The organism is Spirosoma gilvum, assembly GCF_054776815.1.
This window is the reverse complement of the sequence record NZ_BAAHBH010000001.1, coordinates 632065-653661: the sequence shown is the minus strand read 5'-3', so window position 1 is coordinate 653661 and position 21597 is coordinate 632065. Positions and strand designations below refer to the sequence as shown.

The 21597-nt window shown below is 47.7% G+C and carries 20 protein-coding genes; 7 read left to right on the top strand and 13 right to left on the bottom strand.

The window, feature by feature from the left end:
* Positions 1–20: 20 nt before the first annotated feature.
* From ACYVFD_RS02660 to ACYVFD_RS02650, 3 genes are all read left to right on the top strand, one after another.
* On the top strand, positions 21–920 hold the full coding sequence (locus ACYVFD_RS02660; protein WP_461088608.1) for a lysostaphin resistance A-like protein: 900 nt from the start codon (positions 21–23) through the stop codon (positions 918–920).
* A gap of 65 nt (positions 921–985) precedes the next feature.
* Complete coding sequence (locus tag ACYVFD_RS02655; protein WP_461088202.1) at positions 986–1204, top strand: putative signal transducing protein; 219 nt, start codon at positions 986–988, stop codon at positions 1202–1204.
* Positions 1185–2018, top strand: coding sequence for a phosphatidate cytidylyltransferase (locus tag ACYVFD_RS02650; RefSeq protein WP_461088201.1), 834 nt, complete (start codon positions 1185–1187; stop codon positions 2016–2018). The genes ACYVFD_RS02655 and ACYVFD_RS02650 overlap by 20 nt, the downstream gene beginning before the upstream one ends.
* A 471-nt stretch (positions 2019–2489) precedes the next feature.
* On the opposite strand, the gene ACYVFD_RS02645 is transcribed toward ACYVFD_RS02650, so the two are convergent.
* Positions 2490–2897 (bottom strand): RidA family protein, encoded by a 408-nt coding sequence (locus tag ACYVFD_RS02645; protein WP_461088200.1) that lies wholly within the window; start codon positions 2895–2897, stop codon positions 2490–2492.
* Between the two features lie 325 nt (positions 2898–3222).
* On the opposite strand from ACYVFD_RS02645, the gene ACYVFD_RS02640 reads away from it, so the two are divergent.
* Complete coding sequence (locus ACYVFD_RS02640) at positions 3223–3954, top strand: carboxypeptidase-like regulatory domain-containing protein (RefSeq protein ID WP_461088199.1); 732 nt, start codon at positions 3223–3225, stop codon at positions 3952–3954.
* Positions 3955–3978: 24 nt separating this feature from the next.
* Here the strand turns inward: ACYVFD_RS02640 and ACYVFD_RS02635 are convergent, their stop codons facing one another.
* The gene (locus ACYVFD_RS02635) at positions 3979–4758 is read right to left on the bottom strand and encodes a UDP-2,3-diacylglucosamine diphosphatase (protein WP_461088198.1); all 780 of its coding nucleotides are present in this window, start codon (positions 4756–4758) and stop codon (positions 3979–3981) included.
* Between the two features lie 137 nt (positions 4759–4895).
* Between ACYVFD_RS02635 and ACYVFD_RS02630 the strand changes: the two genes are divergently transcribed.
* Together ACYVFD_RS02630 and ACYVFD_RS02625 are read left to right on the top strand one after the other, a co-directional pair.
* Positions 4896–6296: an OmpA family protein gene (locus ACYVFD_RS02630; RefSeq protein ID WP_461088197.1), complete on the top strand. Its 1401-nt coding sequence runs from the start codon at positions 4896–4898 to the stop codon at positions 6294–6296.
* A gap of 189 nt (positions 6297–6485) precedes the next feature.
* On the top strand, positions 6486–7250 hold the full coding sequence (locus ACYVFD_RS02625; protein ID WP_461088196.1) for a hypothetical protein: 765 nt from the start codon (positions 6486–6488) through the stop codon (positions 7248–7250).
* A gap of 79 nt (positions 7251–7329) precedes the next feature.
* Here the strand turns inward: ACYVFD_RS02625 and ACYVFD_RS02620 are convergent, their stop codons facing one another.
* From ACYVFD_RS02620 to ACYVFD_RS02570, 11 genes are all read right to left on the bottom strand, one after another.
* Positions 7330–7752 (bottom strand): transposase, encoded by a 423-nt coding sequence (locus tag ACYVFD_RS02620; protein ID WP_461088195.1) that lies wholly within the window; start codon positions 7750–7752, stop codon positions 7330–7332.
* A gap of 304 nt (positions 7753–8056) precedes the next feature.
* Positions 8057–9052 carry a biotin synthase BioB gene (gene bioB / locus ACYVFD_RS02615; RefSeq protein WP_461088194.1) on the bottom strand — a complete coding sequence of 332 codons (996 nt, stop codon included), beginning with the start codon at positions 9050–9052 and terminating at the stop codon, positions 8057–8059.
* Between the two features lie 133 nt (positions 9053–9185).
* Positions 9186–10379, bottom strand: coding sequence for an acyltransferase family protein (locus ACYVFD_RS02610; RefSeq protein ID WP_461088193.1), 1194 nt, complete (start codon positions 10377–10379; stop codon positions 9186–9188).
* A 120-nt stretch (positions 10380–10499) separates the two neighbouring features.
* The gene (locus tag ACYVFD_RS02605) at positions 10500–12476 is read right to left on the bottom strand and encodes a pyrroloquinoline quinone-dependent dehydrogenase (RefSeq protein WP_461088192.1); all 1977 of its coding nucleotides are present in this window, start codon (positions 12474–12476) and stop codon (positions 10500–10502) included.
* Positions 12477–12579: 103 nt separating this feature from the next.
* Positions 12580–13776 (bottom strand): helix-turn-helix domain-containing protein, encoded by a 1197-nt coding sequence (locus ACYVFD_RS02600; RefSeq protein ID WP_461088191.1) that lies wholly within the window; start codon positions 13774–13776, stop codon positions 12580–12582.
* 85 nt (positions 13777–13861) lie between these two features.
* Complete coding sequence (gene sppA, locus ACYVFD_RS02595) at positions 13862–15631, bottom strand: signal peptide peptidase SppA (protein ID WP_461088190.1); 1770 nt, start codon at positions 15629–15631, stop codon at positions 13862–13864.
* Positions 15632–15817: 186 nt separating this feature from the next.
* Positions 15818–16420, bottom strand: coding sequence for an inorganic pyrophosphatase (locus tag ACYVFD_RS02590; RefSeq protein ID WP_461088189.1), 603 nt, complete (start codon positions 16418–16420; stop codon positions 15818–15820).
* 128 nt (positions 16421–16548) lie between these two features.
* Positions 16549–17544, bottom strand: coding sequence for a glycosyltransferase family 2 protein (locus tag ACYVFD_RS02585; RefSeq protein ID WP_461088188.1), 996 nt, complete (start codon positions 17542–17544; stop codon positions 16549–16551).
* 50 nt (positions 17545–17594) lie between these two features.
* Positions 17595–18338: a tRNA1(Val) (adenine(37)-N6)-methyltransferase gene (locus ACYVFD_RS02580; RefSeq protein ID WP_461088187.1), complete on the bottom strand. Its 744-nt coding sequence runs from the start codon at positions 18336–18338 to the stop codon at positions 17595–17597.
* Between the two features lie 88 nt (positions 18339–18426).
* Positions 18427–19065, bottom strand: coding sequence for a ribonuclease H1 domain-containing protein (locus ACYVFD_RS02575; RefSeq protein ID WP_461088186.1), 639 nt, complete (start codon positions 19063–19065; stop codon positions 18427–18429).
* 121 nt (positions 19066–19186) lie between these two features.
* A complete protein-coding gene (locus ACYVFD_RS02570; RefSeq protein ID WP_461088185.1) occupies positions 19187–20905 on the bottom strand; it encodes a PQQ-dependent sugar dehydrogenase in 1719 nt (572 codons plus the stop codon).
* Positions 20906–21094: 189 nt separating this feature from the next.
* Here ACYVFD_RS02570 and ACYVFD_RS02565 point away from each other — a divergent pair, with 189 nt between their 5' ends.
* Complete coding sequence (locus ACYVFD_RS02565; RefSeq protein WP_461088184.1) at positions 21095–21571, top strand: MarR family winged helix-turn-helix transcriptional regulator; 477 nt, start codon at positions 21095–21097, stop codon at positions 21569–21571.
* Positions 21572–21597 lie beyond the last annotated feature (26 nt).

Below are 21597 nucleotides of genomic sequence, written 5' to 3'. Positions count from 1 at the left end.
CTACCCTTGGTGGCCTGATCATGCTCGTCGGTTTTATCCTCATGGGAGGTGTCGTGAGTACTTATTTGCTGTTCGGTCTACTCGCCGTAACGCGTGGGCTCGACGTTGAGAAAACGCAGGAATACCTGCAATCGCTGGCGGCTAATCCGACGGCGGCACCGGGCAGTTGGTACGAACTCATGCTACTCCAGGCCATCAACCACATAGGTACCTTTCTCCTGCCTTCACTGGCCTACTGGTATTTTATTGAGCGCCGTTCGTGGGGGCAGTTTAATAACCGGCCCGTTTCGGCTGTAGTAGGCTTTAGTCTTGTAACCCTGATTGTCCTGGCGTTCATGCCGTTTGATGGGCTCATCATTGATTGGAACCAGAATCTGCACCTACCCGAAACCCTGGCTCCCCTTGAACAATGGATGCGTGATCAGGAAAAGAAACTAAACGGCATCACCCAATATCTGACTACGTTTAAAACGGTTGGTCAACTGCTGATTGCCCTTCTGGTCGTGGCCGTTATTCCAGCTATTGGCGAAGAAGTCCTGTTTCGGGGTATTTTGCAGCGAAACTTCATCTACTGGACCCGAAACGCCCACGTAGGTATCTGGCTGGCGGCTGCGCTCTTCAGTGCCATTCACGTACAGTTTCTGGGCTTTTTTCCACGGATGCTTCTGGGCGCACTGTTCGGCTATCTTTATTTATGGTCAGGAAACCTTTGGGTACCAATTTTAGCCCATTTTATGAATAATGGGTTTACAGTATTCATGGTCTATTTGTATCAGCAGAAAGTTACCTCTATGAACATCGAAAGTACGGAGTCAGTGCCGATTCTGGGTTCGCTGGTAGGAGCTGTCGTTACCGCTGGACTGTTATATTATTTTAAAACCAGTAATCAGGAGTTAGGAGCGAGAAGAGAGGAGGGCTGACGCCTGCATTTGTTTCGAGTCAACCCTCCTCACTTCTCGCTCCTAACTCCTCGCTTCTTATAGTAATGAACGAAACCTGGGAATCTATTTACGTTACTCCACTGCCTCACCGGGCCGAACTAGCCAAAGCGCTGCTGCTTGAACATGATATTACGGCAGTAGTTATCAACAAACAGAGTAGTAGCTATCCAACCATTGGGTGGGGTAAAAGTGAGGTTCATGTACCGGCCAAGGATGCCATTCTGGCCAAAGTTATTTTAGAGAATGAAGCAACGTTTAGCTAATATGACCAATCTACAGCAGCGAGTGATTGCCGCTGTAATTGGAGTTCCGTTTATTTTATTCCTGATTTGGTACGCCGACTGGACATTTGCCCTCCTGTTCTGCGTGATCAGTGCATTGACCCAGCGCGAATTCTACCGATTGTTAGGTCTGGATGGCTTCGAACCCCTTACAGCCTATGGTACAGTCGTTGGCTGTATGATCTGTATTCTGGCTTATTTTATTGAAACCGACCAGATTGGTATGGGCAATTATTTTCTGATTTGTCCGGCCTCCTCCATGATCTTCCTGATCAAGCTGTACAAAAAGCGCGATATGAAACCGTTTACCAATATCGGTTTCACATTTCTGGGTATCATCTATGTCGCCATGCCCTTCGCCCTGCTGATTATTGTTGCCCTTCGAAACGGTGGTTTTCATCCGTGGATCATTACAGGATGCCTTCTCTTACTGTGGGCCAGCGACATTGGGGCTTATTTTGCCGGTACCAAATTTGGGCGACGGAAGTTATTCGAACGGGTTTCACCTAAGAAATCGTGGGAAGGTGCTCTGGGTGGAGCCGCTGCGGCAACGCTAATAGCTACTGGACTGGCCCTTTTTGCGCCAGAACTTAAACCCTGGCAATGGTACTGTGTAGGAGGCATTATCGTTGTAACGGGCACGTATGGCGATCTGGTCGAATCATTATTTAAGCGAAGTATTGCTATTAAGGATTCGGGCAGCAGCATTCCGGGTCATGGCGGTTTTCTGGACCGTTTCGATGGGCTGTTACTGGCAGCTCCATTCATTATTACCTTCTTAAAGCTGTTTGCCTAAACTCTGTTTAAAAACATGGGGAATGGAATACCTGTTGACTAGCGAAAGTCCTGAAGTAGTCTAAAAAAACGCCCGGTTTCAAGCTGAACCGGGCGTTTTATGTTTTACCGTAACTGTACTTCTTACTAAACTAGTTGCAATAAATTCGTAGAAGATTAGATACCTGACCGGTTAGAAAGTAACGGTTGTCGGTTGCAACACCATATTAAATTTGCCTGACGACCCAAAAATAGCTCGTGGCAATGGGAGTATCGTTGAAGTAAACCACTCATTGGCTCAACTGATCGGATTTGTAATTTTACTCAGTAAGCACCGGAAAAAGCCCATTAAAATACCGGGAAAGGCCCCTTGCTATACATACATAAATGTAAATACATTTGCAAAACCTCTTGAAATCAGAAAAGCTTTCTTTTCACCTACTCAAGTTAAAGCGTCTTAAGTAGTAAGCCCGGCCTGACTAACCGGGCTTTTTTATTCTCTTTTGAAGGCAACGGCTTCTATCTCTACTAAATAATCAGGATTGGCCAGCCCCGCTACAATTACACCGGTAATTATCGGTGGATTCTTTAATCTGGTTAAAAAGCGTTGGGCACCTTCAAACCCCTTTCGAATGTCCTGCCCCTGTACAATATAAATGGTGAGTTTAATTATGTTGTCGATCGTAACATCGCAGGCCCGTAGAGCCGTTTCAATGTTGTTTAATACATGCTCTGTTTGTAAAGCGATATCTCCTTTTCCTATTATATCGAGGTCCTTAGTGATAGCATTCTGCCCGCCAATATAAATTGTGGCTCCGGTTCCCTTGGTAATGACCACTTGTGAGAAGGCCGGATTTTTTAACAACCCATCTGGATTTAGGAATTCTGTGCCTGAGTCCATAGTTTCTTTGCGTTAGGTATTGCGTATACAATCGCTGGCTGGTGCCGTTTGTTTCAGCAACTTACCGTCAATTAGCGGCTCGCAGTATCAACCTGACTTACCGACCAGAAGTCCTTTATTACACAATTTTATCGCATAAGCGTACTACCTATCCGCACAATCCGCGTGAATTAAAATTTCTTAAATTGCTTTTACCATCCTGATCATGTGCATGTGGAATCGTTCAGAATGGGTAGATTTGTGAAGTAAACTTTCTTAAAATTAGGGTAGTCGAAACCATATACTGCCTTTTCCTCGTTTACTTTGTAGTTTATTTGGCGAGTCTATGAAGAAGTCATTGACGTTATTGGTTCTGATTATGGTATTGACTGCCTTAACGGGACTCTATTCAACCGTAAAGGCCCAGGGACAGGACCGACAGGTAACGTTCACGGGCTTTATAACGGGTGGTAAAACGAACGAACCTTTACCTGGTGCCTACATCTATATTCCTAAAGCCGGACGTGGTGTTTTAGCGGCTTCCAATGGTTATTTTGCCCTTCCTGTTTTTCCGGGCGATAGCGTCATTTTCAGCTATGTTGGCTTCCGAACTCAATACCATATTATTCCAACTCGCTTAAATGACCTTACGTATTCGGCCGTGGTGGCGTTGCAGGAAGATGTAAAAACACTGGCCGAGGTAAAAGTTTATCCCTATGCAACCGAGGAACTGTTCAAAGAAGCCTTCGTCAATCTGAAACTCCCGGACGAAAAAGAGCGTGAGAACTTGGCTAAAAATACCAGCCCGGAAGCCATTATGCGTCAGGCGGCTACGATGCCAATGAGTGCGCTGGCCAACCACCAGAACTTCGTCAATCAGCAGTTTTTTGGACGAGAATCTATACTTGGACGTAGTTCGGCCACGACATTTGCGTTTACGAATCCGTTTGCCTGGGCTAACTTCATCCGTTCCGTTAAGCGGGGCGATTTAAAAAACAAAGAGTGGCGCAACGAAATCAATAAAGCCCCACGCGAGAACGTTTCCCGAAAAGATATTCTGCAGGATAATACCAACTAGCTTGGGTAGACTCTTTACTATTGATCAGCCTTTCCAGGTTTGCAGTTGCAAATCATTCCCATCAAACACGGCGTAAGTCTTCGCACCCACCCACTCACCCAGATTAACATACCGACTGTGGTTGTTAACAGCTAAATTGAGCGGTAAATGGCGGTGGCCGAAGATGTAAAAGTCGTGGTGCATTGTTGCTTCTACTTCACGGCAATACTGCATGAGCCATTCGCGGTCTTCACCCAGAAACTGCTCCTCTCCTTTTTTCTGGTTGCTAATTCGGCTCCGGCGCGACCAGGCGTGGGCCAGCCCTATGCCCAAATCCGGGTGAAGCATCCGAAACAACTGATGGGCTACTTTGCTCTCAAAAACCGTTTTCAGACGTTTATAGACAAAGTCGCCGGGACCAAGGCCATCGCCATGCCCTATCAAAAATCGCTTCCCGCCGATCTCATACCGTCGTGGTTCTCGATAGACCGGAATCCCCATTTCTTCCGTAAAGTAATCCTTCATCCACATATCATGATTGCCGGTAAACAGGATAATCCGCATACCGGCATCGGTCAGTTCGGCCAGTTTGCCCTGTAGACGAATAAAACCTTTGGGAATACTGCGCTTGTATTCGAACCAGAAATCGAACACATCACCGACCAGGAAAATCACCTCCGCGTCAGTCCGGATGGTGTTGAGCCAGTCCACAACGGCCTGTTCGCGTTCGCGACTTTGGCTCTGAGACGGTGTACCTAAGTGGAAATCAGAAGCAAAATAAGCCTTTCGGCCAGGAGAAAGTGAAATGGTTTCGATGGCGGACATGGAACGGGGTTATTCAGCACAAAACTACACAACGAACGTCGTTCCCCAGCATTTAGGCTACCGTTCGCTCAGAGAACTTCAGCCGACGTCGTTAAAAAGAGCATCTTTGGTAAGGCTCTACGTTAATCATCATGTCTATGAAAACAAACTGCATATCCATCTTAATAGCTTGGTTTACAGTATCCATCGTACAGGCTCAGGTACGGGTGAATGACCCAGGAAAGGTTGTCGAGCGAAATGTGGAATACCGGGCCAACAGCAAAATTGATCAGGGTATCAACAAAGGGCTCGACAAAGTGGAAGAAGGGGTTATGAGTATCTTCAAAAAGAAAGAGAAGCCTAAACAGACCCAGTCTGGTAACCAAACTGATCCATCGTCCAACAATGCCAGTACCGATAATCCTGACGATGCCCCTGCCCGTACAGGAGGTAGCAATAGTCGTTCTGCGGGTACATCATCTGGTGATGCCGGACGCGACGCCCGAACGCCTACTACCCTGAAATCGTACAGCAAGTTTGACTTTGTACCGGGCGAAAAAGTAGTGGCGGTTGAAGACTTTATGCAGGATGCTATCGGCGATTTTCCTGCCCGCTGGAATTCGAGTGGGACCGGCGAAATAGTAACGCTGGAAGGCAAAACCGGGCATTGGCTGATGCTCTCGAAAAAGGGGGAATACCTGCCGGAATTTATTACGAATCTGCCCGAAAACGCGACCCTCCAGTTTGATCTGGCCTGTAACCCCGAATTCAGTTTCTATTCCAGCGAGTTGTTAGTCAATCTGGTAGCTCTGGCAAAGCCTGCCAAAGAATTCGCCGACTGGGGTCGATCAAATTATGGAAACGAAGGAGTTCGGATACTGCTTCATCCACAAAATGCCGGTAGCACATCTGGTATGACGAAATTCGAAAACTATTCGGCTCATGACCAGATTCTGCGCAATGAAGCCGATATGCACCAGTTTTTTGTAAAAGGGCGAAATTTCGTAAGTGTGGCTATGTGGCGACAAAAGCAGCGACTGCGGGTGTATGTCAACGAAGAGAAGGTATGGGATATACCTCGTGCGTTTCAACCCGGTATCGCTTACAATTCGGTTGTATTTGCTACGGGCGACATGCACAACCCGGAAGATCGGTACTACATCAACAACATCCGACTTGCTATTGGCGCACCCGATACCCGAAACAAACTCATTACGGAAGGTAAGTTCGTAACACACGGCATTCTGTTCGATGTGAATTCCGATAAAATCAAGCCTGAATCGTACGGAGTACTGAAAGATATTGCCAACGTGCTGTCGGAGAATACTACGGTAAAAGTCCGCATTATTGGCCACACCGATTCCGACGGCGACGATGCCTCCAATTTATCCTTATCGAAGAAGCGGGCAACGGCTGTAAAGGCTGAATTGACGAATACATTTGGCATAGATGCCAGCCGAATGGAAACGGACGGGAAAGGTGAAACGCAACCTGCTGGCCCGAACACCTCTGCCGAAGGAAAAGCCAATAATAGACGCGTAGAGTTCGTAAAACTGTAGACTGGTTCTGCGCTGGTCCCGTGAGTTTGACTCCTTACGAGTTTCGCTTCCCGTATTATTGATCCGCTTTCAGCCGATGTAACTGGCCAACGCATCTGAACAAACAGATTGGCAGATCATGGAAAAACATAGGTATCCATAAAATGGTATTTAAGAAAACGCTAATTTTGGCTTTTCTCCAATCATACCATGAAACTAAAGTCACTGATAGTTGCTTTACCTGTACTGTGCTTTGCCTGCAGTAACCCCGGCTCTGACACGTCCGATCCAGCCAGCCAAATGGACGCCAGCCCAATTTTGGCCAAACGACCCACAGGCCTCGGAGCACTCACTACTGATTTTAACTACGACGAACCCTGCAATATTCTGGGTGAAGAATATGTACGCCATACCTTCAACCTTGGCGAAACTGTCAAACTGGAAGAAGGCCATGAACACGGTGGCTGCGATTTTGCCTGGGAAGGCGGTAAGGTTGTTGTATCGTTTGGTGGTGCCAAACCGTATTCATCAACTTTCCTAGCTGAGTATCAATTCGATAAGATGTATCAGGGTAAATCGGACGCTCCGGCTGCTCCAGTAGCCGAAGTACACGAGCAGGAAATGACCAACAGCTCGGAAGGTACAAATCCAGAAGCGATGGTTGCCGACTCAGCCGTTTCGGAACATCCTGCCACCGAAGATCATCAGCCTACGCATGGCGGTGTAACCGCAGCAACTCCTCACCTAACTGCCCCTGCTGTTAGTAAAGGTAATTTTGAAGCAGTAGCGAACGTTGGCGATAAAGCCGTATGGGACGCAACGACTGGTGCCATGCACGTGCTTTACAACAACCACATCATTAATGTGACGGTTGAATCGAAAGACAAATCAGAAGTTAAGAAAGAGCGGGCCGCTTCGTTAGTCGAAGTAATTATCGAGAAGATCAACGAAAAAGAATACATCCGTTATCTGTAAAAATAGAATAAGAGCAAACAGTAAGGCGTGCCACGGTTCGGAACCGTGGCACGCCTTACTGTTTGCTCTTATTCTATTTTTAGTACAAAAAAGCGACTTCCTCTTCAGGAAGTATTTCACTTGAGAATTGAATAAAATTTCCCCAATCTGCATCTATAAACCGATAAGCTACTTCTTTAGCACATAGTGTTCCATTACGCAAATGGGCATAATCTATAAAAGACGAATAAGGCCAATCCTCTGCTCGTTGGACAAGCCCGGCACGAAGTGGATTTTGATGGATATAATTCAGACAAAGTAAGCTGTAATCAATCTTCGTCTCATTACAACTGACAAGTTTGGCTTTTGTATTCTGTGCGAATAACGACCCCGTTCGATTTTCCTGTTTATTGATTCCCTGAGTATAGCTACTCAGCAAATTCCTAAAACCATCGCTAAGCACCGTTTGATCTCCTAAACGATTCGGCTTTAGCACTATAGAATCAGTTGTGGCCTGAAGCAAAAAATGAAAATGATTTGGCATTAAGCAATACGCCAACAAATGACAATTTGGTTTAATAAACCGTCTTAACTTATGTAGAAAGTAGAGGTAATTTTCTGGCTTGTAAAATATGGGCTGCCGATTATTCCCTCTGTTATAAACATGATATAGCTTCCCTTCTACAAAGTGCATAAATTAGCAGCCAATTAGAATCGTTTGGTTTGATCTCTCTAAGACGAAATTTACCTTCAAAAGTCAACCAATAGAAAAGGCGTGCCACAGTTTGAAACCGTGGCACGCCTTACTGTTTTATATAACCACTCTATTAAAGCGGAATTTGCTCGAACACCACGGCGGGTTGATCCCCATTTTTGAAGGATTTTCGGGGGCGGATATTGAGTGTCTGGAATAATTGCTGATCAGCATCTTCGTCAGGATTCGGAGTTGTAAGGAGTTTATCGCCTGCAAAAATCGAATTGGCTCCGGCCAGAAAACACAATGCCTGTTCTTCGGTATTCATCCGTACGCGCCCGGCCGACAGCCGAACCATTGCTTTAGGCATAATAATACGGGCAGTGGCAATCATCCGAACCATTTCCCAGATCGAAACCCGTGGCTGATCTTCCAACGGCGTTCCCTCAACGGGGACCAATGCATTGACGGGGACCGATTCAGGATGTTGAGGCAGTGTAGCCAGGGTGTGCAACATACCGATCCGGTCCTGATCCGACTCGCCCATGCCAATAATACCGCCCGAACAGACCGAAATACCGGCTTTACGCGCATGGCTAAGCGTGTCTAAGCGGTCGTCGTAGGTTCGGGTTGTAATGATGTCGCCATAATATTCTTCGCTGGTGTCAAGGTTGTGGTTGTAGGCATACAAGCCCGCATCTTTCAGGCGTTGAGCCTGGCTTTCGGTAAGCATACCGAGTGTACAGCACACTTCGAGTCCCATTTCATTGACACCCTGCACCATTTCCAGAACTTTATCGAAATCGCGATTGTCGCGCACTTCACGCCAGGCTGCTCCCATACAAAAGCGAGTACTGCCGGTATCCTTAGCCCGTTGTGCGGCATCAAGTACCTCATCGACTTCCATCAGTTTGTGCACCTTTACATTGGTATGGTAGCGAGCCGCCTGTGGGCAGTAAGCGCAATCTTCCGGGCATCCACCGGTCTTAACCGAAAGCAGTGTACACACTTGTACCTCCTGCGGGTCATGATGTTGGCGGTGAACGGTTGCGGCCCGGTAGATTAAATCCAGAACAGGCGAATTATAGATGTCGGTAATTTCAGCGCGGGTCCAATCGGTACGAAGCATGTCGTTGGAAATGAATTGATTCGAGATGTAACGTGAGTTCGACAGTGGAATGGCGGTCCATTTAACAACTACGTACCATTCCCGAATTCAGCTTATGTTGGTAAAAATAGAAGCTTCACCCGAATCAGACAACTTATTTCATGCCAAACAGTACCCTTGTCAACTTAAACGGCCGAATTAGAAGCCCGTAAATGGCAACGCAGCTAACTAATGACGAAAAACTTACCACCAGAAAACCATCATAAATACCCAGACTTGTCCGTGTCAGCACATAGTACCCAATAAGTACGATAACCGTCTGGTGGAGGATATAAAACGGATAAACGGCTTCGTTCAAATACGGCAGAATAGGTTTGCCTTTCCAGAACGGATTCCGATTCAGGTACCGATACCCATAGGCAATGGTCGCTAACACCGAAAACCAGGTTAACGCGATCCGTTCAAAACTGAATAGCGTGGTCCAAAGTCGGGAATGATCAATGGTGTCCATGTTTCCGAATACCCTGATGCTGTACAGAACTCCCGTCAAAATCAGGGTGGCAATCAGATAATACCGTCGCTGATCAGTTAACGTTTGCCAGAATACGCGCCGACTGATGAGCACATAGCCCAGCCAGAACAGCAGCAGGTTTTTCATAAAATACGCCCAGTCATTGACCAGCGCATGGGTTTCATGGGGGAAAAAGCCGCCGAGCACTACATCGTTTAGCCATAAAACTCCTACCAGCCACAGCGCGCCACCCGGTCGGGCAATGAGTTGGCCGATTCGGTCAATAAATCGTTGCCCACTTTCGCTTTGAGCCCATTTGAACACAGGAATACTCAGTAGCGAATACAAAAACAGGTAGCACACAAACCAGAGGTGATGCCAGCTAAAGGCCCCGCCTTTTCCGCCATCCTGATACGGCTGAAACTTGAACACTTCAGGATAGAAATCAGCATAACTCCCCGAGAATTGCCCCCGAAACAACCATTCAATATAAATCTGGGGTGGTACGATCACAAACATGCCGAATACCAGTGGTACAAACAACCGCCGAACGCGCTCACCTGCATACGACCCAAACGACCGTTTTTTCAGGGCGAAAAATGTACCGGCTCCCGAAATAAAAAACAACAGCGGCATTCGCCATAGGTGCAGCCAGCGCATCACCTCTTCCATTGGCTGGCTATGCTGAGCACTTTTGATATGCCAGCCCCAGGATACGTAAATCATGCCCGTATGGTAGAATAGTAACGTTAGGATGGCAATTACCCGGAGCCAGTCGAGGTCATACCGCCGAGTCCCGGTGGTAAGTTGAGCTTTGGAAATAGGTTGTGTTTGCATCATCATTTGAAAGTCTTGTAGTCATTGATGGTCATTAAGTTGTCATTCCTAGTCATTGCCGTAGTTTCTTTGTAAATGACTAGGAATGACCATCAATGACAATGACTGACTATGAACTAGTTAAGGCAGTTTGTAGGCTACAACATAATCGCCAAGTTTCGTCTGTAATTTTCCGTGACCACCAGCCGCAATGACGACGTACTGCTGTCCATTGACCTGATAAGTCATGGGCGTAGCCTGGGCACTGGCGGGTAAGGGTGTTTCCCATTGCAGACTGCCATCTTCTGTTTTGAAAGCCCGTAAATGTCCGTCGAAACTGGCGGCCACAAAGATTAATCCACCCGCCGTTGACATGGCCCCACCGAAATTCAGAGAGCCCCATTGTTTTGCCTGCGGGTATTTTTCCAGATTCATCATATACCCCAGCGGTACCTCCCAGGCCAAGGTGCCTTTCTGCAAATTGAGCGCAACCAGCGTTCCGAAGGGTGGTGGAGTCTGCATCAGCAAACCGCCATCTTTTGGCTGAAACAAATAGCTGCGTTTCATCACATAGGGCGTTCCGGCCTGCATCCCCGTTTCGGCACGCAGCAATTCTTCATTGTTCCGCAGGGAACCGGATAATTCTTCGCGTGGTATCAAACGGATCAGCGCAGCCAGCCTATTCACATTGGTGATCAACAGACCCGATAGCGGATCATAGCTCATTCCACCCCAATGAATACCGCCCACATTGCCGGGCGTGATGATACTTCCTTGCAACGAAGGCGGTGTAAACGCACCCTCATACCGATACGGCTCAATTCGACGCTGAGCGGCTGCTTTGTCTTCGGCGGTTGGTCCCCAGGCTTCCAGTTTCTGAAGCCCTAGCAAGGGCAATGTTTTCGGGAAAGGCTGGGTTGGATGAGCTTCTTCACCTGCTACTGCCGATTTAGGCACGGATCGTTCTTCAACGGGCAACAAGGGTACGCCCGTTTCCCGATGCAGGATAAACACATGCCCCATTTTTGTACCGACCGCTACAGCCGGAATCTGTTTACCATTTTGTGGGAACATGAACAACAGGGGCTGTGCGGCATTGTCGTAATCCCATAGATCGTGGTGGACGGTCTGAAAATGCCAGACAACCTTGCCCGTCGATGCCCGTATCGCGACAATAGAGCTGGCGTATAGATTCTGCCCCAGCCGTTCTCCTCCATAGTAATCCGGGCTAGGACTGGTGGTAGGTACGAAGACCAAATCGCGTTCGGCATCGGCCGAAATCATCGACCAGGCATTGGCAGCACCCGTCTGATGGGCATACGGCCCTTTCCAGGTCTCATAGCCCGCATCGGCTTTCGTTCGGGGAATGGGGTCCCAACTCCAGCGCAAGGCACCACTGATAGCATCGTAGGCCCGTACCACGCCCCGCTCATAATTGAATCGATAATTATCGCCCATCGACGAGCCAACGACGATCGTGTTGCCAATAACCGCTGGGGGCGACGTAACGCTGATGATACCAACGCCCTGCCGTAAATCGACACTGCCCGACTTCCCGAATGAAGGAATGGGTTTACCTGTAGCCGCATCCAGCGCAATCAGCCGTCCGTCGAGCGTAGCTACAAATATGCGTTTGCCAACGCCAGTCGATGCCTGTTTGTCGTTGGGGGCAGGCCATACCGAAACGCCACGCGAGGTGATTTCCGATAATTCCTGGCGCAGATACACTTCAGGATCGTATACCCACTTTTTCTGACCGGTAGCCGCATCGATGGCGAAGACGCGGGATGTAGGCGTACTAAAAAAAAGCGTTCCATCGACCATGACAGGTGTGGCTTCAAAGGCTGCTTTTTCGGTCGCGTTTGTTCCTTTGTAGATTTCTAACTCACCCGTTCGAAACGTCCAGGCCTGGGTAAGCTGCTTTACATTAGTGGTGTTAATTTGCTTCAGCGTTGAGAATCGCATTCCTCCACCATCGTTGCCATAAGCGGGCCACTCGACCGTATTGCTGGTCTGGGCATGTAATAGAGGTTGACAAAAAAGGATTTTGCAGAAACAAAGTGTTAACCCAAGAAGGCTTTTCCTGGCAAAACCAGCCGAGTTGGTTAATGTGTTCATGAGCAGATGCGTTTTGATTCGATGCCTCAAAATTGCGCTCAACCTGTTCAAAACACCCTATCTGCCGATAGAAATGAAGTTCTTGCCGAACGGCACGAAGTTTTTACGCCTTCTGTTCAAGGGATTTTGCCCGGTATTGGGCTGGCGTCAGATTGGTCAGTCGTTTAAACGCCGTATGAAAGGCCGAAGGTGAATTGTAGCCGACCCGCTCCGCAATCTCGTCGATTTTGAGGTTGGTTGTTGCGGGGTCCTGTAGTAATTGCTGGGCTTCGCGTACCCGATAAGTGGCCAGTAAATCAAAAAAATTCTGCGCCAGTCGATCGTTCAGAATTTGAGAAAGATGATGTGGAGTGGTATTCAATCGCTGAGCCAGTTTTGGGAGAGACAGGTCGCTTTCCAGATATGGTTTTTCGGCCTCCATCATCCTATTTAGTTTGCCTAACAACGTCTCCTCTACCTCCTCCGACAACGACGATTTTTCGTACTTCTTTTTGGGTTCAGGTACTGGCAATGACTGTTCGACAATAGCCTCTTCATCACGTAGGCTACTTGACCCCTGCATGACGAGTAGGGTCGTCGCATAAATGGTAAGCGTTAGATAAGCTGCCAGAAAATGATCACCCATGTCTTCATGATACGTAGCTTTGACGACTCCAATCAATACCGGAAAAAAGATGACCAGGGCCGATACATTCCGGGCCATCACCATCGCAACTGGGGCTTTGCCGAAAAAAGGAATCTTTGCCTTTTTGAACGCCCGTCGCACCTCCAGCATAGACATGACGGTATATATCAGACAGCTTAGTAGCGTCAGTTCATTTATATAGTCACGAAGGCCCGTAAAGTCATCAGGCATGTACCGGTCGACATGTACAAACGGTAGTTTGGGATGAAAGGCACTGATGTAGGAGTTGTATTTGAACTCAACTGGTTGTATAATCCAGGTAATAGCATTGACCGACCAGATAGCCGCCGGTAGTAAATGCCAACCCCAGCGTCGGGGCAGTCGGGCGTTTAATTTGGCAAAAACAAAGAAATAAAATAGCGGAGCCAGGGCAAAATTGAACAACTCGCCATAATCGACCAGGGCCAGCATCCGAAACATGTAGTTCGAATATTCCAGCCCGATTTCCAGCATGATGCCCGACACACTTAGCAAATAAAGGCCAAAGCATCGATTTGCCAGGCTCTTCCGTCGTTGACCCGTCAGAAAAAAAACACCTAGAAACACGCCCTGCGCTACGCCTAGAAAAATCAGAAACGCAAACAGGTCAAGGCGGATAGGGAGCGTCTGCATCATAAATCACGATTGCTTCATGCAAGATAAAAAAAAGACCTGTAGCGTTTTAATTCTACAGGTCCACGTCGCCTTATTAGCGCAAAATCTATCGAATGTCAATCTCAAATGGCAGGCGCATCTGGATACCCTGCATCATTTTGAGCTTTTTCAGGTACGCTACATAGGGAGCCAGTTCGCCAAGTTGGGCCTGTACTTTCGACTCTTCATCGCCCGATAATGAGTTCATCAATTGCTCGAAAAACTCTTTTTTGCGGGGCTGGTATTTCAGTCGGTAGTCGCCTTCTTTGAGCTTAGCCGACTGAGCAGCCAGTTTGATGGCATCGTCCAGGCCGCCCAGTTGATCGACCAGACCGATTCCTTTACCCTGCGTACCCGTCCAGACGCGACCACCCGCAATAGCGCGTATGCTATCGACAGGCAACTTCCGGCCAGCCGCTGCTTTACTCGTAAACTGGGCATAGATCCGTTCGGTAGCACGTTGCATGGCCTGTTTCTGGAACGGTGTCATTTCGTGCGTAGCCGTTGGAAAATCGGCGTTGGTATTTGTTTTTACCCGGTCGTAGGTGATACCGAGCTTATCTTTAAAGAAGCCTTCGGTGTTGAATAGGAGTGAAAATACACCAATTGACCCTGTGATCGTATTCGGTTCTGCGACAATCTTGTTACAGCTCATGAGCATGTAATAGCCTCCCGAAGCCGCATAGTCGGACATGGAACCGATGACAGGCTTGGCTTTCTTGGCCAGCTCCACTTCCCGATACATCATATCCGATGCAAGGGCACTTCCACCGCCCGAATTTACCCGCAGCACGATGGCTTTTACTTTTTCGTCCAACCGAGCTTTCCGAAGTTCTTCTACAATGGTTTCGGAACCGATGGTGTTGTCGCCACTTTTGCCCGAATGAATATCGCCCGACGCTACGATTACGGCAATGCGATTCGAACCGCTTCCTTCTGTATCGGAGCTGTTTTTTTCCGAATCCTCGTACTTACTCAGCGAGACATAGTTAATCTTCTTTTTCTCTTCCAGCCCCAACTGTTTGCGAATGACGGCTTCCAGTTCGTCCTGGTACCCAACGTTGGTGATCATTTTCGTACGCAAGGCATCCTGTGCGGTCTGGATCGTCAGGTTATCGGCATACCGCTTGAGGGAATCGACCCGTAGTGCGCGGCTTTGTGCTACCCGAACAAGCATGTGGTCGTTGATCGAATTTAGGAACGAGGTAACCTGACGACGGTTTGGCTCGCTCATATCTTCCCGAATGAAGGGTTCAACGGCACTCTTGAATTCACCCACCCGGAAAATCTCTGGTTTCAGGCCCAGTTTATCGAGCGTACCTTTGAAGAACGACAGTTCGGCCTGAAGCCCGTTCCATTCCAGTTCCCCAACGGGTGCTAGGTAGATTTTATCCGCTACCGATGCCAGATAATAGCCTTTCTCGCTCATATCCTCCGCGTAGGCATACACAAACTTTTTCGAAGCCTTAAAGTCAATGAGTGCGTTACGAATTTCCTCAAGCGAGGCCCATCCTGCTACCGGATTTTCAGTTTGCAGGTAGATACCTTCAATATTCTTATCCTCTTTGGCCTCTTTTAAGGCCTGTTTGAGTTCAATCAGACCAATCGCATCGCCGGTCGACCGGATTGGACCAAAATCGCCAAAGGGATTATTCTGGCTTCGCTCTTCAATGGGCTCATTCAAATTCAACTTAAGCACTGAATTTGAAGCCACAGCCGTTTTCGAGTCGGACGACGAAAATGCCGCTCCCACCCCAATCAACAGCAAAAAACCAACGAAGGAGAAGAGAATCAATCCGACGATGGTGGCTAAAACATATTTAAGAAACTGTCGCATGAATAACTTAACCGTTGTGTGTCGCTACAACTAATACGCAAAAGTAACGTCAAATTGAGGCATTCTGTCGAAAAAATGTTGAGTGCACCATTGGGTGGATAAATGGCATAGGGCAGAGGGCGTATGGCAGAGGGTACTGTTCGCCCCAAGCCATACGCCCTCTGCCCTATGCTTCTAAACGGTACGCTACATCAACTTATAATCGTTGATCGATGTTTGAATAACCTCCCAGGCTTCGGCCTGACCGTATACATTGGCCAGTTCCATCGCGACGGGTTCATCGGGCAGGGTTTTGTAGGTCAGGAAGTAATGGCGCAGGCGTTTCACAACGGCTTCGGGCAATTGTTCCAGTTCAGTATATTGACCATACATGGCATCACCTTTGAGCACGGCAATGATTTTATCGTCGGCTTCGCCTTTATCGATCATACGGAATCCTCCAATGGGAATAGCCTGTAAGATCAGGTCACCGTGGGTGATTTCCCGCTCGGTCAGTACACAAATGTCGAGTGGGTCACCGTCGCCCATCGGCACCACTTTACCCGATTTTTCAGTCGCCAGTTTGGCAATCTGATCACCGCAGTAGGTTTGTGGAATAAAGCCGTACAACGCAGGCAATACGTTGGAATATTGTTGAGGGCGATCTATTTTAAGGAAACCAGTAGTTTTGTCAATTTCATATTTAACGGTGTCGGTCGGTACAATTTCGATAAAGACCGTCACTTGTTTGGGAGCCAAATCCCCAATGGGAATACCATGCCAGGGGTGTGCTTTAAAATTACTCTTCATTCGTGTTGTATATAGAGATTAATTAATTAATGAATAATGTAAAATGGATAATGTAAAATGGGCAATGAACATCAGGAAGATTGAACTGCTCCCCTTTATACATTATGCATTTTTCATTATCCATTTATTCAGACTATCGTTTTTTGATCGATGAAACCGATTCGTTCGGCTACCATTTGGTCACCCGAGCGATTCAGGCTCTGACGGACCAGCATTTCGCCCAGGAAACCCGCCAGAAACAGTTGAACACCCAAAATAATAGCCACCAGCCCAAAAAAGAAAAGCGGATTGTCGGTAACGTTACGAAACTTGACGCCGTTGGCTATATTAATTAATTTTTCGGCGATCAGCCAGACAGCCAGCACTGAACCGATAAAGAACGACAGGGTCCCGAACGTACCGAAAAAGTGCATAGGTCGTTTGCTGAATCGGTGAACAAAAGCGATCACCAATACATCCAGAAAGCCGTTTACGAATCGTTCCAGTCCAAATTTGGTGGTTCCATACTTACGCGCTCGGTGCTGTACTATTTTTTCGCCAATCCGACTAAATCCGTTCCATTTGGCCACAATTGGCAAATTCCGGTGCATATCGCCGTATAAAGCAGGCGCAATGGTTTTTACCACTTTTTGCCGGTATGCTTTCAGTCCGCAGTTAAAATCGTGTAGCTGAACTCCCGAAATCCAGCGCGAAACGGCATTGAACAGTTTCGTCGGTAAGGTTTTCGTAATGGGGTCGTACCGTTTCTGTTTCCACCCCGATACCAGGTCATAGTTATCCTCGGTTACCATCCGGTACAATTCCGGTATTTCGTCGGGGCTATCCTGCAAGTCGGCGTCCATCGTAATAATGATCTGCCCACGTGCTGCCTGGAAGCCCGTTTGCAAGGCCGCCGTTTTACCATAATTCCGGTTAAACCGAATGCCCCGAACGTTCGGATTTACGTTCGATAACTGTTCAACAATAGTCCAGGAATCGTCGGTGCTGCCGTCATCGACAAACAGAATTTCGTAGGTGTAGTGCTGTTCCGTCACGACCCGTACAATCCAGTCGTGCAGCTCGGGCAACGACTCATATTCGTTGTAGAGCGGGATCAGGACGGTCAGTTGAAGTAATTCAGTCATATGCTTCTAAACGCAGATCGCGTAAAGATTATCGCAAAGGTCGCAGAATTTCAGAATATCAGATAATAGTCCTTAAGTAATGACCGAAATTCTGGTGTATAGCTTACACCTGACTTACTCTGTGCATTTAGTTCGTAAATCGTCAATCGTTCATCAACAGGGTCCGACTTAATGAACGAAAAGCCAGTTATCACCCGAAAAAAGGGCTTTTGCTCGTGATGGCGGACCGAAAGTCTCCTTAACGGATATAAACCAGATTGTCGGGCTAACTCAGCCAGTTTGCCGGCTTCGTAAGGTGGTAGTAGCACCCACCATTGTCCATTAGTTTTCATCAACCGAACCACAGCTTCAACCAACTCACCAAACGGCAACTCGTCGGTATGCAACGCCCGATTGACGGCGGCATCGGGCGAACGCAGGTGATTTGTATAAAACGGCGGATTCGTTAGAATGCGGTCATAAACCTGCCCACCTCCGAAATCCTGAATCCGTTCGTGAACAACGGTAACTCGTTTGGCAAATGGACTCGCAGCTACATTTTCAGAAGCCTGCTCAAAAGCGTCTTGATCGACTTCAACAGCATCGATGGTTAGTGTCGGATTCCGCTGAGCCGCCATGAGCGCCAGCAACCCCGTCCCCGTACCAATATCCAACAACCGACTCTCCATAGATTCGGCCGCCGTGGATTCGGCCCCGTCACCTATATCCGCATAGGCTCCCAGCACGCAGGCATCGGTACAGACCTTCATAGCCGTACGATCCTGCCGAATGGTAAATTGCTTGAACGAGAACATCTGAACCGGGATTTTTATGATTTTATTGATTTCACTGATTTTAAGAACAAATCATAGTCGGTCATTATAATCATAAAAATCCCGGTTCTCACTTCCTTCCAAAATCGGCGGGGTTTTCTCCCCAGACGGTTGTCTCCCATTTTAAGACAGGATTGGCATAGCGGTGTGTCTGGAGCCAGGTCTCGGCCCGATCGAGGAGGTCAAATAGTTCGGAATTGCGGTCGGTTTCTTCCAGCTTGGTGTTCGCCTTTTTCTTTTTTACCCAGCCGATCGCCGTTCGAGAATCGGAATAAACCGGGATGTTGCTCCCTTTTTGATGGAGTAGGGCCAACGCATGGACAATCGCCAGAAACTCACCGATGTTGTTGGTACCATCAAGGTACGGGCCTTTCAGAAATAGCCGTTGCCGGGTAGCGAGGTAAATGCCCTGGTATTCCATATCACCCGTCGCGGTGTTCCAGGCCGCATCGACCACCAGACTATCCAATAGTGGCTCACCAACCAGTTCGTTCAGTTTACCCTGTTTGGCAGCAGGTTTTGTCCCTTGTCCCAAATGAAGGTGTGGTTTATCTTTAAATGCCTTCAAGGCGGCTGGCTTGCTGTCGAACGATTTAAATAAAGGCTTAGCAAACCCATCCGTCTGAGCTTTAGCTTCGTCCCAACTGTCGTAGACACCAGGCTTCCGCCCCTGCCAGACAACATAATATTTAGGCTTTTTTTGAGCCATCTATTCTGAAATTCAACGTATACAACGATCAAAAAAACCTAATCGGACAGCAAACTTAACCCATGTTCTGATTAGTTCCTGGTCGATTATCGATCAAAATAACACGTTTCGTTTCAATAATCTAGCGACGTATAGCCCTTTTGATCCGTCTGATCTTACCATCGCTTTTGGTCATGATGTACATTTCCTTTGTCAATCGATTGTAATTGATACGAAGATCAACGCGCTTTGAGCCGGTCAATTCGGCCAGGGTCGTGGCTTTGCCATCCTGTACAATCGTCAGTTCATGCACCGAATGATCGGTCAGATTCTTATCGATCGTGGCAAAGAAAACCCGCCCTCTGGCAATGTCCCCGAAAACGTATTTGTGCTTCAATGCCTCAATGGGACCATCATACACATAACCACCACTGATTGCATTACCGTCAATATGGTCGTATTGCAGAAATGGCTTGATGAATTTATCGGACTTGACGCCGGGCGCAGGATACACATTCTTCAAATCCTTCGACGAGATTCCGTAGTTTCCTTCCCGCACATTCCAGCCATAATCGCCACCCTTCTGAATAACGTTTACTTCTTCGAAATTTGACTCACCTACATCGGTACAGAACAGTTGGCCATTATACCAGGCTTGCCGGTGCGGATTGCGAAAACCATACGCATATATTTCCTGGTACACCGAAGCATCGTTCGCAACCACAAACGGATTGTCGGCAGGGATGCCATACTGCCCATTTTTACTATTTCGCCCCAACGGATCAATTCGAATCAGGGTACCCAGCAGGGAGGTTAGCTTGTGACAGAGTTCCGGGTGCTTACTGATGGTCGATCCACCGTCGCCGATACCGATGTAGAGCTTACCGTACTCCGGGGACCCTTTCGGGGCTTCTGGATTAAACCCAATATCCTGTACGCCATGGGCTCCGGTTGGTACATTAACCCGGAGTAATTCCCTTCGTTTACCGGTGAATACTGGACTTTTTACATCATCCATGTGCCATTCGGAAACCACCCACTGCAAAGCCACCTCTACCGAATCGCTGTATTCGTAATCGGCACGTTTACCCTTAAATGATTCTGTATGGGTACTGTATATGAGCCCATTGCTCAGATAGTCGGGGTGAAAGGCAAAGCTGCCCAAACCCGTGCCTAATCCCGGCTCGTTGATGAAATTTTCGATCTGAGAACGAGCGTCCAGAAAGGTACTGACGTCTCTGCCTACAATGCGATAGATCAGTCCGCGCTGGTCACTGACGTACTGTGTCCTGTCGCCGGAAGGGTGAGGGCGCATGGTGGCGATTCGGGTACGGGGCATTTTATCACTAGATGGCGGGATGGTCACAAACTCTTCCAGCTCGATGGTGAGGTTTGATTTTGCTACCGGCGCTATTAATCGCGCAACGGCTCCACCCGTATTGTTACTAACCTCCAGTGGTTGAATAGCCTGTTTCTGGGTCTCGTCGGCGATGTAAGCCACAATGGATTTCAACTCGTCGTCTTTCAGGAAATCGAAAGCGGGCATGATCATCTTGTAGCGTTTCGACAAGCTTACCGCCCGGCTATTTCCTGACTCGATCGTCTTGAGTGGATTCTTTACAAAAGCAATCAGTTCTTTCTCGGAAAGCAGGCGGGTAATTCCTCCAAGTCGGGGGCCTATTCCATCCTGGTTCAGCGCATGACAGGATACACAGTGCGTTTTAAAGAGCGCGCTTCCCTGAGGATCGACTGGTATCGGCTGCAATCGATTAGAGACCGACAACGGGTGGCCATTAGGTGTATTGAGCCAAATCAATGCAAGGAAAGGAATACTGTAGAGGAAGCGTAACAATTGGGCCATACATAAAAGATCAACCCTTTTAAAAGCATAGTTAAGCTAGCAACTACCATTCAGAGATGTCAATCCCTTATGAACTGACTGTCTCACTACCCAACTTCCTCAATCTCCGGCCCCTACTAAACAAAAAATTTCAAAAACTTTTTTCCCAAATTATTGGTTGATATATCAACATAACACTACATTTGCGCCATGATCGTCAGTAAAGAAGAAGAACTTCGCCAAAAGGTTTCGGGTCGGATGGGCCGTATGTTCATTTTTATGATCAACCATGTGGGTCATTTGATGGGCAAAAAGGCGAATCGCGAACTTGTCCGGTTAGGGTTTACTCTTCAGATTGAGCAGGTGCCGATCCTGTTTATGACCTACTTTTCGGGTGAGGAGTTATTATCGCAACAGGAAATCGCGGATCTGCTACATCGGGACAAATCGGGTATTCAACGCTCGCTACGCACGCTGGAACGGGATGGTTATCTTCGGATTGTACCCGATAGTATCGACCGACGTAAGAATCTAATTCAGTTAACCCCGGCCGGAAAGATGGTCGTCGAGAAAGTGATTGAAACGGCTGAAGTCATTGATAAGCAAGTAACAGATCAGTTAACATCTGAAGAGCTGGATTCGTTTTTATCCACGTTACGGAAAATTTCTACTCTACTGGAAAAATAACATTTTTTTAACTAAATAGTTGATAT

Bases quoted from the DNA above. Each gene is read 5' to 3' on its own strand.
- ACYVFD_RS02660 (WP_461088608.1), top strand. From the start codon at position 21: ATGCTCGTCGGTTTTATCCTCATGGGAGGTGTCGTGAGTACTTATTTG.
- ACYVFD_RS02655 (WP_461088202.1), top strand. From the start codon at position 986: ATGAACGAAACCTGGGAATCTATTTACGTTACTCCACTGCCTCACCGG.
- ACYVFD_RS02650 (WP_461088201.1), top strand. From the start codon at position 1,185: ATGAAGCAACGTTTAGCTAATATGACCAATCTACAGCAGCGAGTGATT.
- ACYVFD_RS02645 (WP_461088200.1), bottom strand. From the start codon at position 2,897: ATGGACTCAGGCACAGAATTCCTAAATCCAGATGGGTTGTTAAAAAAT.
- ACYVFD_RS02640 (WP_461088199.1), top strand. From the start codon at position 3,223: ATGAAGAAGTCATTGACGTTATTGGTTCTGATTATGGTATTGACTGCC.
- ACYVFD_RS02635 (WP_461088198.1), bottom strand. From the start codon at position 4,758: ATGTCCGCCATCGAAACCATTTCACTTTCTCCTGGCCGAAAGGCTTAT.
- ACYVFD_RS02630 (WP_461088197.1), top strand. From the start codon at position 4,896: ATGAAAACAAACTGCATATCCATCTTAATAGCTTGGTTTACAGTATCC.
- ACYVFD_RS02625 (WP_461088196.1), top strand. From the start codon at position 6,486: ATGAAACTAAAGTCACTGATAGTTGCTTTACCTGTACTGTGCTTTGCC.
- bioB (WP_461088194.1), bottom strand. From the start codon at position 9,052: ATGCTTCGTACCGATTGGACCCGCGCTGAAATTACCGACATCTATAAT.
- ACYVFD_RS02610 (WP_461088193.1), bottom strand. From the start codon at position 10,379: ATGCAAACACAACCTATTTCCAAAGCTCAACTTACCACCGGGACTCGG.
- ACYVFD_RS02605 (WP_461088192.1), bottom strand. From the start codon at position 12,476: ATGAACACATTAACCAACTCGGCTGGTTTTGCCAGGAAAAGCCTTCTT.
- ACYVFD_RS02600 (WP_461088191.1), bottom strand. From the start codon at position 13,776: ATGATGCAGACGCTCCCTATCCGCCTTGACCTGTTTGCGTTTCTGATT.
- sppA (WP_461088190.1), bottom strand. From the start codon at position 15,631: ATGCGACAGTTTCTTAAATATGTTTTAGCCACCATCGTCGGATTGATT.
- ACYVFD_RS02590 (WP_461088189.1), bottom strand. From the start codon at position 16,420: ATGAAGAGTAATTTTAAAGCACACCCCTGGCATGGTATTCCCATTGGG.
- ACYVFD_RS02585 (WP_461088188.1), bottom strand. From the start codon at position 17,544: ATGACTGAATTACTTCAACTGACCGTCCTGATCCCGCTCTACAACGAA.
- ACYVFD_RS02580 (WP_461088187.1), bottom strand. From the start codon at position 18,338: ATGTTCTCGTTCAAGCAATTTACCATTCGGCAGGATCGTACGGCTATG.
- ACYVFD_RS02575 (WP_461088186.1), bottom strand. From the start codon at position 19,065: ATGGCTCAAAAAAAGCCTAAATATTATGTTGTCTGGCAGGGGCGGAAG.
- ACYVFD_RS02570 (WP_461088185.1), bottom strand. From the start codon at position 20,905: ATGGCCCAATTGTTACGCTTCCTCTACAGTATTCCTTTCCTTGCATTG.
- ACYVFD_RS02565 (WP_461088184.1), top strand. From the start codon at position 21,095: ATGATCGTCAGTAAAGAAGAAGAACTTCGCCAAAAGGTTTCGGGTCGG.